General features: G+C 49.6%; 10 protein-coding genes. 6 read left to right on the plus strand and 4 right to left on the minus strand.

What is annotated here, in order from left to right:
- Positions 1-19 precede the first annotated feature (19 nt).
- From HU175_RS03235 to HU175_RS03250, 4 genes are all read left to right on the plus strand, one after another.
- A complete protein-coding gene (locus HU175_RS03235) occupies positions 20-1159 on the plus strand; it encodes an efflux RND transporter periplasmic adaptor subunit (protein WP_176565212.1) in 1140 nt (379 codons plus the stop codon).
- 40 nt (positions 1160-1199) lie between these two features.
- Positions 1200-4643: an efflux RND transporter permease subunit gene (locus HU175_RS03240; RefSeq protein WP_176565213.1), complete on the plus strand. Its 3444-nt coding sequence runs from the start codon at positions 1200-1202 to the stop codon at positions 4641-4643.
- Positions 4644-4844: 201 nt separating this feature from the next.
- Positions 4845-6140 carry a metallophosphoesterase gene (locus tag HU175_RS03245; RefSeq protein WP_176565214.1) on the plus strand — a complete coding sequence of 432 codons (1296 nt, stop codon included), beginning with the start codon at positions 4845-4847 and terminating at the stop codon, positions 6138-6140.
- A gap of 97 nt (positions 6141-6237) precedes the next feature.
- Entirely contained in the window at positions 6238-7095 is an 858-nt protein-coding gene (locus tag HU175_RS03250) for a dienelactone hydrolase family protein (protein ID WP_176565215.1), read from the plus strand.
- Between the two features lie 455 nt (positions 7096-7550).
- On the opposite strand, the gene HU175_RS03255 is transcribed toward HU175_RS03250, so the two are convergent.
- Positions 7551-7988, minus strand: a complete 438-nt coding sequence (locus HU175_RS03255; RefSeq protein ID WP_176565216.1) for a gamma-glutamylcyclotransferase — start codon at positions 7986-7988, stop codon at positions 7551-7553.
- 72 nt (positions 7989-8060) lie between these two features.
- Here HU175_RS03255 and HU175_RS03260 point away from each other — a divergent pair, with 72 nt between their 5' ends.
- Together HU175_RS03260 and typA are read left to right on the plus strand one after the other, a co-directional pair.
- Positions 8061-8267 (plus strand): hypothetical protein, encoded by a 207-nt coding sequence (locus HU175_RS03260; protein ID WP_176565217.1) that lies wholly within the window; start codon positions 8061-8063, stop codon positions 8265-8267.
- 232 nt (positions 8268-8499) lie between these two features.
- Positions 8500-10314 carry a translational GTPase TypA gene (gene typA / locus HU175_RS03265; protein ID WP_176565218.1) on the plus strand — a complete coding sequence of 605 codons (1815 nt, stop codon included), beginning with the start codon at positions 8500-8502 and terminating at the stop codon, positions 10312-10314.
- A 935-nt stretch (positions 10315-11249) separates the two neighbouring features.
- Here typA and HU175_RS03270 read toward each other — a convergent pair.
- The 3 genes from HU175_RS03270 to HU175_RS03280 are packed head-to-tail and all read right to left on the minus strand — an operon-like array spanning position 11250 to position 13433.
- A complete protein-coding gene (locus tag HU175_RS03270) occupies positions 11250-11690 on the minus strand; it encodes a hypothetical protein (protein ID WP_176565219.1) in 441 nt (146 codons plus the stop codon).
- Positions 11687-12934, minus strand: coding sequence for a serpin family protein (locus HU175_RS03275; protein ID WP_176565220.1), 1248 nt, complete (start codon positions 12932-12934; stop codon positions 11687-11689). The genes HU175_RS03270 and HU175_RS03275 overlap by 4 nt, the downstream gene beginning before the upstream one ends.
- A gap of 31 nt (positions 12935-12965) precedes the next feature.
- Entirely contained in the window at positions 12966-13433 is a 468-nt protein-coding gene (locus tag HU175_RS03280) for a hypothetical protein (protein WP_176565221.1), read from the minus strand.
- Between the last annotated feature and the right edge of the window lie 4 nt (positions 13434-13437).

The following is a 13437-nucleotide window of genomic DNA, read 5'->3' on the forward strand; positions in this document are numbered from 1 at the left end:
CTGAAATTTGAAAAAACGAATGAAAACTTATTACGCTGTTATACTGATTACGAGCTTGTTGATAAGTTGCTCGTCGGAGAAAAAAGAATCGAAAGGCGATCTTCAGGGCAAGCAAGCTGAGTTAGCAGAATTGAAAACGCAGCAATCGGAACTGACGAAAAAGATTAAGGAACTGGAATCGGAAGTGGCCCGGCTCGACCCCAAGAAAGCTACCGAAAGCCGGGTAAAGGACGTAACCGTGTCGCCAATTTCGGCTACTACGTTCAAGCATTTTGTCGAGTTGCAGGGCACCATCGACGCCAAAAATAACGTGCAGGTATCGCCGAAGTCGGGCGGAGTCGTTACGGCGGTATACGTTAAGGAAGGTGATAACGTGCGGGCCGGTCAGGCTATTGCCAAGGTCGATGATCAGTTACTACGCGAATCGCAGGCCGAGTTGAAAACACAGTTATCACTGGCTAATACAGTGTTTGAGAAGCAGGCGGCTCTCTGGAAACAGCAGATCGGCACTGAGATTCAATACCTCCAGGCCAAAAACAATAAAGAAGCCCTCGAACGGCGGCTGTCGACGCTCAATGCGCAGATTGGTCAGTCGGTCGTGACGGCCCCCATTTCGGGAGTAGTCGATCAGGTCACGGTGAAAATTGGGCAGTCGGCGGCTCCGGGCATGAGCCTGGTTCGGGTTGTAAACCTGTCGCAGTTAAAGGTCGTCGCCAAGGTGGCCGATACGTACTCGGGCAGCGTGCAGAAAGGCGCTCCAATCGTTGTGCGGCTGCCGGATCTGAACCGGAATCTGAACTCGACTATTTCGTTTGTCTCCACGACGGTTGATCCATTGAGCCGGACGTTTACCATCGAAGCCCCCCTGCCGGCTGACAATAGCCTGAAACCGAATATGCTGGCGCAGGTAAAAATCAACGATCAGACGCAGGCCAACGCTATTGTTATCAACCAGAACCTGATTCAGAGCACCGAAAATGGGCAACTGGTTTACGTTGCCGAAACCGAAGGTGGTAAAAAGATCGCGAAAGCCCGGACCGTAAAAACGGGACCGTCGTACGGTGGGCAGATTGCCATCATGTCGGGTTTGAAAGCCGGCGATCAACTGGTGACGACGGGTTACCAGGATTTAGTGGATGGGCAGCCGATTAGTTTCTAACGCACGTACCGGTCGCTACGTAAACCAAAACTTCCCTAAAATGAAATTTGAACAGTACAAAACCCTCGGCTTCACAAACTGGTGCGTCGAGAACAGGACGGCGATTTACATCTTCACGTTCCTGATTACGCTTGGCGGCCTGTTCGTGTACAACAACCTGCCCAAGGAGCAATTTCCGGACATTAAGGTCCCGCAGGTGTACATTAACACGGTGTACGTGGGCACGGCCCCAGCCGACATCGAGAATACGATTAACAAGCAGATCGAGAAGCAGTTAAAGTCTATCTCGGGCGTTAAACGTATTAAGTCGAATGCGTTGCAGGACGTATCCGTTATCCTGGTTGAATTCAACCCCGACGTGCAGACGGCTGAAGCCCTGCAACGGGTCCGCGACGCCATCGATAAAGCCAAACCCGACCTGCCGCAAAAACTCGACGCGGGTCCGACGGCGCAGGACGTTAACTTCTCGGAGTTTCCGATCATGAACATCAACATGGCCGGTAACTTCTCGCTCAAGCAACTTAAAGAGTACGCCGAAGATTTGCAGGATGCTATCGAAGCCATGCCCGAAATCCGGCGTGTGGACATCGTGGGTGCGCTGACGCGCGAAATCCAGATCAACGTCGACCTACCCCGGATGCAGTCGGCTGGCTTGGCATTTACCGACATTCAGCAGGCCGTACAGGGCGAGAACGTCAACGTATCGGGAGGTGAACTGAACGTCGACGGGGTTCGGCGGACGGTGCGTGTGAAAGGTGAATTTACCGATGTCGCGCAGATCGAAAACCTGCAAATTCGCACGGCTACGGGCGCAACGGTCCGGCTCGGCGACATTGCGCAGGTACAGGACAGCTTCGAGGAGCAGCAGGATTTTGCCCGGCTGAACAACAAATCGGTCGTTACGCTGAACGTCATCAAGCGGGCGGGGGCCAACCTGCTGTCGGCGGCTGATAACATCGAGAAGACGATTGACGAGTACAAGGAGACGCGATTCCCACAGGGGCTGGACATCAAAATTACGGCCGATTCGTCGGAGCCGACCCGCGAAAACGTTAACGACCTGATCAATACCGTCGTGCTCGGTTTCATTTTCGTCGTGCTGATTCTGATGTTCTTCATGGGCGTGCGCGACGCCATTTTCATCGGCTTGTCAGTTCCGCTGTCGGCGCTGGTCGCGTTCGTACTGATGCCCGTAATTGGACCAGCGGTCGGTACAGCCTTCACGCTGAACACCATCGTACTGTTCGCCTTTCTGCTCGGTTTGGGGCTGGTGGTCGATGATGCCATTGTGGTTATCGAAAACTCGCACCGGCTCTTCAACGAAAACCGGGACTGGAACATCCGGCAGGCCGTAAAAGCGGCAGCGGGTGAGGTATTCGTGCCAGTACTTACGGGTACGCTGACGACGATCGCGCCGTTTTTTCCGCTGCTTTTCTGGCCGGGGATCGTGGGGGAATTCATGAAGTTTCTGCCCCTGACGCTGATTTTGACCCTGTTCGCGTCGCTGTTCGTGGCTTACGTCATCAACCCTGTCTTTGCTGTTACGTTCATGCAGCGGCACGATGAAGAGCACAAGGAAGATGCCAATCCGGGTTTCGACGAGATCAAACGGCCGCTGATTATTCTGACGGTATTGGCGGGCATTGGCTACGTTATCGACCGGGGTATCGGTAATCTGTTCGTGCTGTTTCTGCTGCTGTACGTCTTCAACCACTATGTGCTGACGCCGAAGATGATTCTGCCGTTTCAGGAACGGTTGCTACCAGCCCTGAAGAATAACTACCGGCGTCTGATCTCGTGGGTTCTGACGGGCTGGCGTTCGGTATGGGTCGTAGCGGGCGCGTTCGCCCTGCTGATTGCTACGTTCATCATAACGGGTATTGCGTCGCCAAACGTCGTTTTCTTCCCCAGCGGTGAGCCCGACTACATTTACGTCTACAACGTAATGCCGGTGGGTACCGACGCCCGCGTGACCGACTCGGTAACGAAAGTGATCGAGAAGCGAATTTTCAAAGTGCTGAAAGATAACAAGGCTGACCACATCGTTAACTCGGTGATCTCGAACGTCGGTAAAAATGCCGGTGACCCTACGAACCCCGACCGGTCGGCTACGCCCCAGAAATCGAAGGTGACAATTGCGTTTAAGGGTAACGAGGAGCGCGAAGGCATTCCAACGGATACGATTCTGGCAAAGGTCAGGACGGCAATGAAGGGCTTGCCGGGTAGTGAAATCTCGGTCGAGCGTGAGTCCAACGGCCCACCAACGGGTAAGCCCATCGCCATCGAGATCGCGGGCGACGATTTCAAAACGCTCAGTGACATTGAGAAACAGGTGCGTCAGCGAATTCAGCAGGCGGGTATTACAGGAATTGACCAACTGAAAACGGACTTGATTACCAACAAACCTGAAATCGTCATCGACATCGACCGCGACAAAGCTGAGCGCGAAGGTATCTCGTCAGGACAAGTGGCACTGGCCATTCGGACGGCCCTTTTTGGTACGGAAATCTCCAAATTCCGCGATGCCAAAGACGAATACCCAATTATGGTCCGGCTGCGCCCCGACGATCGGAGTCAGATCGAGCGGCTGCTGAGCCTGAACGTCGTATACCGCGATATGGCCTCGGGTGGACAACTGCGGCAGGTGCCCGTTACGTCGGTGGCCAACATCAGCTACTCGACTACGTTCAGCCAGATCAACCGCAAGAATCAGCAGCGGCTGGTTACGCTCAGTTCGGACGTAGTGCCGGGCTATAATGCCAATCAGATTGTCGGTCAGATTCAGCAGGTCGTCAACGACATGGACGTGCCGAATGGTTATACAATCAAGATGGGTGGTGAACAGGAAGACCAGCAGGAGTCGATGAACTTCCTGATTTCGGCCTTTGGGATCGCTATCCTACTGATTTATCTGATCTTGGCGACGCAGTTCAACTCGGTAGTGAAGCCGCTGATTATCTTCGTCACCATCGCCCTCTCGCTGATTGGCGTGCTGCTGGGCTTCGTTATTGCGGGTAAAACGTTCTCGGTTATCATGTCGGGCGTGGGTATCATTGCCCTAGCCGGTATTGTGGTGAAGAACGGGATTCTGCTCATTGAATTTATTGAGGAACTGCGTGGGCGGGGTGTTCCCCTGCGGGAAGCGATCATCGACGCGGGCGGCATTCGTCTGACGCCGGTATTGCTCACTGCGTCGGCCGCCGTGCTGGGCCTGATTCCGCTGGCGTTCGGCCTGACGATCGATTTCGTCAGCCTGTTCCGCGACTTCGACCCGCACCTCGTCATCGGTGGTGATTCGGCCGTGTTCTGGAATATTCTGGCCTGGACAATCATCTTCGGGCTAACCTTCTCAACCGTGCTGACGCTGGTAATCGTGCCCTGTCTGTACTGGATCAACGAACGCGTCCGGATGAAGTGGTTCGGCAAGAAAGACCCCGCGCTGGAAATGCGGAATCAATCAAAACGCGAAGAAGAACTCGTGTAGCAACGACCAGGATAAAATCGCCCGAATTACTGCCGTGATTCGGGCGATTTTATAGGTAGTGAAAACAAACAGATAGCTGTCTTTGACTCCCTCCTATTCCTTATTTTCCCAAAGAAAGATTGATCGTCAGCGAACCTGAAAAAACTAAAGACGATGATGACCAGTTAGTCAAAAAGGTTTACTATTTATCCTCTTATTTCAATGAACCGTACTGCGTTTTTCTTTGCTCTGCCTGCCTTTATGCTACTGATTGACTGGTACGTATGGCAGGCCGTTCGGACCCTGATGCGATCGACTAGTGAAACAACCCAACGGTCTATCACCTTTATCTATTGGGGATTCACTGTATTTGCGCTGCTGCTGTACGTAGCGATGCAGTACCTGCCACCTGATTCAATCGGTAAGAACACCCGGACGTTCCTATGGGCTACGATCGCGATCCCTTACTTTTCCAAAATCTTCGCCGTTCTGATCATTTTCATTGATGATATCGGCCGGTTTTTTAAGTGGCTTGTTTCGCTGTTTTATAAACCCGAAGTCGGGGAAGCCGTTGTTAATAATTCCCGGGAGGCAACTCCAACCACCACCACGGTGCCGAGTGACACGATCTCGCGTTCTGATTTTCTGATGAAGACGGCGCTCATAACCAGCGCTATTCCGTTGGTTGGCTTTACGTGGGGAATTGTTTCCGGGGCGCATGACTACCGCATTCGCCGGATCAAACTACCACTGAAAAATCTGCCTTCTGGTTTCGACGGCATGACCATCGCTCAGATTTCGGATATTCACTCGGGTAGCTTTTTCAACCGAACAGCCGTGAAAGGGGGTGTTGAAATGCTGCTGGGTCAGAAGCCGGATATGGTGTTTTTTACGGGCGATCTGGTAAACAGCCACGCCGAGGAAGTGAACGAGTTTATTACCATTTTCGACAAGGTGAAAGCGCCCCTGGGTGTTTACTCTACGCTGGGTAACCACGATTATGGTAAATACGTGCAGTGGTCTAGTCCGCAGGCCGAGCGCCAGAACGTACTCAACGTGATTGCGGCTCATAAGCAGATGGGCTGGAATATCATGCTCGACGAAAACAAAATTCTGGAGCAGAACGGCGATAAAATAGCGCTGATTGGCGTGCAGAATCTTGGTTTCGGCCCCGCTGCGCTTCGGGCTGGTAACCTGGCCAAAGCCTATGAAGGAACGCAGGACTACCCCGTAAAACTGCTACTCTCCCACGACCCTACCCACTGGGATGCCCAGGTACGTCCGCAGTATTCTGATATTGACGTAACGTTCAGCGGTCATACGCACGGCGCGCAGTTCGGCGTCGAAATAGGCGATGTTCGCTGGAGTCCGGCGCAGTATTTTTATAAGCAATGGGCAGGTCTGTATCAGGAAGGGGATCAGCGATTGTACGTGAACCGGGGTTACGGGTACATTGGCTATCCGGGTCGCGTTGGAATTCTACCTGAAATTACCATCTTTGAATTGACCAAAGCTTGATAATGTGTTGGTTACACAGAAATAAGCAACAAGTCTAACCTTTAGCTTCATCAGCAAGTTACTCGCTACAGTTCACTGATTAATCCGTTCTCTACTCATGAAAATCGTTTTTATTACTGGTCTCTCCTTCTTTATGTCAATGTTTTCCTGGTTGACCCCAAAACCGGAAGAAACCAGCACCATTCCCGTTTGCCATACGGCAGGTAACGATATGTCGGCGATGGCGGCTGACGAAGCGTTTCAGAAACTACACGCTAATCCAGTCGCTTTTACGTACAAAGGCGCGGGTGAGATGGTTAATTTTTCGGCTCCAGATGGTAAACCTGCGCAGGGGTTTCTGCTGAAATCGAAAAAGAAATCAGATAAGTGGCTCCTCGTTTATCAGGAGTGGTGGGGGCTGAATGACTACGTCAAACAACAGGCGGAAGCCTATTATAACGATCTGAAAGATGTGAACGTCCTGGCGGTTGACATGTATGATGGTAAAGTGGCTACCGAACGGGCCGAAGCCGGAAAGCTGATGCAGGGCGCCGATAAGAACCGCCTGACCAGCATCATGAAAGGAGCTATCGGCTACGCAGGTCCTAGTGCCGAGATTGCCAGTGTAGGCTGGTGCTTTGGTGGAATGTTGTCGCTCCAGTCTGCCCTGCTGGAAGGCAAAAAGGCGAAAGGTTGCGTCATGTATTACGGACGGCCCGAGCAGGATGTGGACAAATTGAAAACGCTGAATACTGACGTACTGGGTATTTTTGGTAGTCGCGACAAAGGCATTTCGACTGACATGGTGAAGGAGTTCGAAGGAAACATGCACAAAGCGGGCGAAACCGTTACGATCAAAATGTACGATGCTGACCACGCATTTGCGAATCCGAGCAACCCAATTTACGACAAAGAAGCCGCAGCCGATGCCTACAAACTGTCGTTAAATTACCTAAAGGACAGACTGAAGGCATAAGTGTACTCGTTCATACACAAATCCCACGGCACCAAAAAGCCGTGGGATTTGTTTTTATTGGTGGACTAAACCTTTTGGTTATTCGCTTGTCTAATTAAAAAAGCAAATACTAAACGACTATGAAAGCGACACGAATAATTCCCTTTCTGGCCGCCATATTAATGGTAATATCGCTAGCCAGCTGTGGACCCACCTACGTGAATGGTAGAACAGGTAATTACGGTGCGCGTCCTTACTACAACTATGGATACCGGCCCTATGGCGGTTACTACGGTGGAGGCTACTACAGACGCCCACCCGTTGTCGTGCAACGTCGGACCTACGTAGTCCCTCAACGCAGCTACGTTCGTCCTTCGATACCAAATGCCCGTTCTGGCAACGGTGGCTACCGGGGTAGCTCAGGCCGTTCGCGTGGTCCCAGATAAGAATAGTTAATTGATCTATCGAAAGCCGGCTCACCTGAGTCGGCTTTTTTGTTGTTGATCGCTCAGAAACAAGGCATAGTCGCCAGAGTTAATGAGTAATTGGGTATGAATACTCAGATTGTATAGATACGTCCAGCAGGGAATTAGTGTACCGTCGTTACTTATTGGGACGATTGTGCGGACGTATTCCTGTGGTTCCGGAAAATCGGGCCCGATCCCTTCGTACTCATCCAGCGTTTTCAGTAACTCCGTTTTTCTGGTACCAATATTGTATATGAAACCATGAACAACCGTTATTGCGCTACTATCGTGGATGACGCCAGGATAGTTACCTAGATCGGCCAGTAAACCAGCCAGCGTTCCGGGTCCGACGTATTGGCTGTTTTGATGCAGTAACGTCGCATGTGGGTTCGTAAATGATGGACCCAGCGTACCGTACACAAACAAGAAGTCAGAATCGGTAGCCACAGACGAAAAATTAATGTGAAATTAGGACGAACAGTCCTGATTTAGCGTTACTTATGAAAATGCAGCTCAATTATGAAAAAGACGAACGCCCTACTCCTACTTGTTGCATCGCTGATGCTGGTTGACGTACCCCTGACGACGATGGCCGCAGAACGTACTACCGTTAGTAAAGAAACGGCGATTGGTCGAAAACGAAAAGGATATAAACCTAAACGGGGTGGTTTGTTCAACACAGGGTTATTTCGGAAGAAAAATCCTTGCGGTTGTCCAAATCATTAAAGGAATAGTTCTAAATAAAGAATAACGAATGAAAAGCTCCGGAACAGGGGCTTTTTTTATGACTATTACTTGTAAAATTCTGTGTTTCAGCGTAAAATTCCGTACCTTTGCGGGCGAATTCCAACCCAACTTAACAGGCTGGAACGTTTTCGCTGATTAACTCATTGGTCTGATTAGCGGAAAAGTGACATTTAAGTTATCAGACATAGAGTAAGCACAGTTTAAAGATTGTATGCAATCAATTCGCAACATAGCAATTATCGCCCACGTTGACCACGGCAAAACTACCCTGGTTGATAAGATTATCCATGCATCGAAGCTCTTCCGGGACAACCAGGAATTCGGCGATCTGATTCTGGATAACAACGATCTAGAGCGGGAACGGGGTATCACCATCGTATCTAAAAACGTATCCGTTCGGTACAAAGATGTAAAAATCAATATCATCGATACACCGGGCCACAGTGATTTCGGCGGTGAGGTTGAACGGGTTCTTAAAATGGCCGACGGCGTTTGCCTGCTGGTCGATGCCTTCGAAGGTGCCATGCCGCAGACGCGCTTTGTGTTGAGTAAAGCGCTGCAACTGGGCCTGAAACCTATCGTTATCGTCAACAAAGTCGATAAAGAAAACTGCCGCCCGGACGAAGTTCACGAAGAAGTCTTCGACCTGATGTTCAACCTGGGTGCTACCGAAGATCAGCTGGACTTCCCAACGGTCTATGGTTCGTCGAAACAGGGCTGGATGGGTCCAGACTGGAAAAACCCAACTGACGATATTACGTATCTGCTTGATACGATTGTCGCTACCATTCCGGCTGCACCTGTCAACGAAGGTCTGCCCCAAATGCAGATCACGTCGCTCGATTTCTCGGCATTCGTTGGTCGGATCGCCATTGGTCGCGTGCACCGGGGAACGCTGAAAGAAGGTGCTAATATGGCGCTGGTAAAATCAGACGGTTCGGTCAAGAAAGTAAAAATTAAAGAACTTCAGATCTTTGAAGGTCTGGGTAAACAGAAGGTGTCCGAAGTGCAGTGCGGTGATATCTGTGCTGTAACGGGTCTGGAAGATTTCGAAATTGGTGATACGCTGACTGACGCCGAAAATCCAGAAGCGCTCGAACGCATCGCTGTCGATGAGCCAACGATGAACATGCTGTTCACGATCAATAACTCACCTTTCTTCGGCAAAGAAGGTAAGTTCGTGACGTCGCGTCACCTGCGTGACCGGCTTTACAAAGAGATCGAAAAAAACCTGGCTCTGCGCGTAGAAACGACCGACAGCGAAGACCGCTTTCTTGTCTACGGCCGGGGTATTCTTCACTTGTCGGTTCTGATCGAAACGATGCGTCGCGAAGGATATGAGCTGCAGGTTGGTCAGCCTCAAGTGTTGTACAAGCAGGATGAAGATGGTAACCGTCTGGAGCCGGTTGAAACGCTGGTTGTTGACGTACCGGAAGAAACCGCTGGTAAGGTTATCGAACTGGCAACCCAGCGGAAAGGTGAACTGCTGATCATGGAGCCAAAAGGCGATTTACAACACCTTGAGTTCGAGATTCCATCACGTGGTCTGATTGGTCTGCGGTCGAATGTACTGACGGCTACTTTCGGTGAAGCGGTTATGAGCCACCGGTTCAAAGAGTATCAACCTTACAAAGGACCGATCCCTGAGCGGATCAATGGCTCGCTGATTTCGATGACGAGTGGTGCTGCTACGGCTTACTCGATCGATAAATTGCAGGATCGTGGTTCGTTCTTTGTTGAGCCAGGTGACGAAGTATACACGGGTATGGTAATCGGCGAGCACAACCGCCAGAACGATATCGTAGTGAACGTGCAGACGGCGAAACAGCTGACGAACATGCGGGCTTCCGGTTCGGACACGAACGTGAAAATTGCGCCAAAAATCTCGTTGTCGCTGGAAGAATCGATGGAGTATATCCAGAAAGATGAATACCTCGAAGTAACACCTAAGTCGATGCGTATTCGTAAAATCTATCTGGACGAGAATGAGCGCAAGCGCAATCAGAGCAAATTCGCAATGGCTTAATTGCCTTCCTGAACATAAAAAAACCCCTTCCAATTTTGGAAGGGGTTTTTTTATGTTCAGGAAGGATTAATCAACCGAAATGCTAACGTATTTTTTGTCTCTTTTGGGATGACTAGTGGTGAAGTAGCATAGGTAGGTTTAAGAGAAGTCTGCTGTGTGGCTATATACTGCTGCTGCCGCCGGTTGTGAAAGTAGCAGGCTGTAAATAATACAATTCCTGTAATAAGCGTAATATACCTTTTCATAGCTGTTGTCGTCTCTTCAAAAGTCTTTTGTGTGTGTAGTTACCTAACGGTTAGGCTGATGGATGTTGGATTCAGGTTTAACTCTCTCAAGAAATTCCGTACCTTTTTACTCCGTTTGCATCAAGTTTGAAGGCTGAAGCTAACCTGTCAAACCCGCGCTTCTTGAAATATTACGACGTTATTTTTCATTCAAGTCACGCAGTATCGGCAGAAACTTACTGTTTGTTGTATATTACTACCTGACAAACAGCGAGTTGTTTTTTAGTCTTATTCAACGGTCAAAATAATCTGCAGTGTATTAGAAAATAACAAGTTCCGGCAATCGATATATTATTCAATAAGCAAATCTTTTACCAGACTCTAGTGGCCAACAAACTTAGCTGCTTAACTTATGAATGTATGAAAAGTTAGCGCAATCTTATTCTGTGTCCTATACTGAAAGGATACGTAATGTTTGTTGTTGGAATAATTATAAAATAATTTGTGGCTATCTCAATTAATAAATACCAATTGATCTGATGATCGCTTAGTTAACAGGATTCGGAATATGTAACAAAGGTTGGAAGCAGCCAAAAAAATTACCCGGCTGTCTTGACTACGGCCGGGTAATATTCATCTCACACAAAAAGATAGCACTGAATTATCGTTATTACAGGAAGCTATAAGCCCACCATAATCTGCTTCTCATAACTAATTCGTTTTCGTAAAAGTCAACACACCCGATTGAGGGCCGCCGTAATACAATTTTAGTTCGGTATCATTCACCAGCTGGAACCGCACAATTCGTACCAGTTGGCTGAAATAGGTTTTTTCGGCTAGTACGGTTTCTGAAGCTCCATTAATACTCGTACTTGTAAATGTATCAGCGGAAATTTTACCGTCAATAGAGCCATAAAATCGGGTACTGTATTCATTTAATAATCCCCTGCCGCTGACCAGAAACGGTGTTATGTCGTGGGGAGGGTTAGCAGCATCCAGGGCGATTACAAGGGTAACCGGGCCGGATAACGTTGAGTCGGCGAGCTTCCAGTCACCCAGTAGCCGGGCCATTTCTGGATCAATTTCTGGTCCACCACTGCGGCATTGAGTCAGTAAAAAGAGGGAGAAAAAGAAAATCAGGCAGTTTTTCATGAATTAACTTTCGTTGGATCGGCAATTTTACCCACAAAAAGAATCGTCCCCGAGGTTTTTTCGTGAATAACCAGCACAAAGGGTCGGTTATAGAGTGTGGGTAGTTGAATCGAGGTAGTAGACATGCCGCCCGTTGTTACGGCTGCCGCTTCAGTACCCTTCTCGTCGACGGCGATAAACGTGTTTTGTTTAACAAAGCTAAGCAGTAGTCCCTGCTTCGCGTTGATTTTACTAAAATTAGCCTTGTTGGTAAAAGCAGTAGGCATCCCTAACGTACTGAGAGCACTAGTCAGGTTAATGGCATAGTTTAGTGTAAACCTTGGTAAGCCAAAATCGATTTTACTCAGGGTCATGTTACGCTGCAAATCCGTCCAGCTCGTTTGGTTGAGGTTCGCCAGAACGGCATCAGCGGTAGTATTCTCGGCGGGCAGAAGTACCGTCATTGCGAATTTGTCGTCACCGTACGGTAGTTCGACAGCCGAGAAACCTGGCTGGAAAGCCCGGCGGAAGTTACCATCCAGCCGCATCATCGGTACGTTCACCTGGCTGCCGGATGCCAGCGTAAATGGCAGCGTAACCGTCTGCTCCGGATTGAACTGGGCTTTCCAGTTTCCTTTGAAATAAAGTGCGTTCAGTAGAAACATAACGTTATCCGGCTGAATCTGATCCAGCACTTTCGGAATACGTCCATTGGTATGCTCACTGGCCCAGACGTTGATCTTACCTACCGTTGCAGGATCATTGAAGTCCTGCGTCGAGGCTTCTGCATCGAACGTTTGTTTCAAGATGCTCAAGAAGGAAGTCTCGACGGGAAAGGTAGTACGACTCCAGACCGAATTTGCCAGTTTGAACGTAACACCTGGGTCGACGGCAGGTAGGTTATCGGTCAGGTTGCGGTACGTCTGATTGGCTTCGGCTAGTGTCTGGGCATCCAGTTTCAGCGTTTTCTGAATCTCCTGAGCCGTTTGTCCATCGGCGCCATTCAACAGCATTCCCAGCGCAATATGAAGGCTGAGAGGGGATACAAAGAAGTTTTTTGCCTGACCTTCTTCTTTGGCTACCTGGTGGGCCAGATCAAACGCAAACTGGCTTGTTTGGGCGGCAAACGAGGCCGATACCCGCAGGGCGCCCGTAGCACTTGAGTCAGTGTCTGATGGCGTGACTGCTGGTTTTGAACAACTTCCGGCCATCAGAAAAAAAACGGCGATAAGTCCTGTTAAAGATAAAAATGGAGTAGGTTTCATAAAATTTGGGAGAAAAAACCTGAGTTACAGCTTAATTGCAGCTTTTAAACTGCGTTCGTTGCTGACGCAGTAAATCGACCAGGGGCTCAAAACCGGGAATCGTCCTACCGTAGTCAAACGTGACCCGATGCTTTTCCTCTCCGACCTGCAGTTCAATGTACTCTGCCCCACCGTCGGCGCAGTCTGGGCAGCCTATAGTGGTTGGCTGCTGACTGAATCGCCGGAAGTTAATCAGCGTCAATAGCTGATTCTGTACGCCAGCATTCAGCGTAAACTGACAGGTTTTTGCTGGATGCTGACGGGGATCTCCGTTAGTACGCTGCGTCAGGGTTACGGTCGTTCCCTGAAGGACGTATTCATACTGACAATAGCCGACACACATGCCAAAGGAAGTACCCGTTCGAATAAGTACCGTATCGGGAGAGACTACTTCGGATCCCGATTCCGTACAGCGATCAATCAGCAGACCGATCAACAGGGTCATCGCCAATAGTTTCATACCC

The organism is Spirosoma sp. KUDC1026 (assembly GCF_013375035.1).
GTDB lineage: Bacteria > Bacteroidota > Bacteroidia > Cytophagales > Spirosomataceae > Spirosoma.

Bases quoted from the DNA above. Each gene is read 5' to 3' on its own strand.
- HU175_RS03235 (WP_176565212.1), top strand. From the start codon at position 20: ATGAAAACTTATTACGCTGTTATACTGATTACGAGCTTGTTGATAAGT.
- HU175_RS03240 (WP_176565213.1), top strand. From the start codon at position 1,200: ATGAAATTTGAACAGTACAAAACCCTCGGCTTCACAAACTGGTGCGTC.
- HU175_RS03245 (WP_176565214.1), top strand. From the start codon at position 4,845: ATGAACCGTACTGCGTTTTTCTTTGCTCTGCCTGCCTTTATGCTACTG.
- HU175_RS03250 (WP_176565215.1), top strand. From the start codon at position 6,238: ATGAAAATCGTTTTTATTACTGGTCTCTCCTTCTTTATGTCAATGTTT.
- HU175_RS03260 (WP_176565217.1), top strand. From the start codon at position 8,061: ATGAAAAAGACGAACGCCCTACTCCTACTTGTTGCATCGCTGATGCTG.
- typA (WP_176565218.1), top strand. From the start codon at position 8,500: ATGCAATCAATTCGCAACATAGCAATTATCGCCCACGTTGACCACGGC.
- HU175_RS03270 (WP_176565219.1), bottom strand. From the start codon at position 11,690: ATGAAAAACTGCCTGATTTTCTTTTTCTCCCTCTTTTTACTGACTCAA.
- HU175_RS03275 (WP_176565220.1), bottom strand. From the start codon at position 12,934: ATGAAACCTACTCCATTTTTATCTTTAACAGGACTTATCGCCGTTTTT.
- HU175_RS03280 (WP_176565221.1), bottom strand. From the start codon at position 13,433: ATGAAACTATTGGCGATGACCCTGTTGATCGGTCTGCTGATTGATCGC.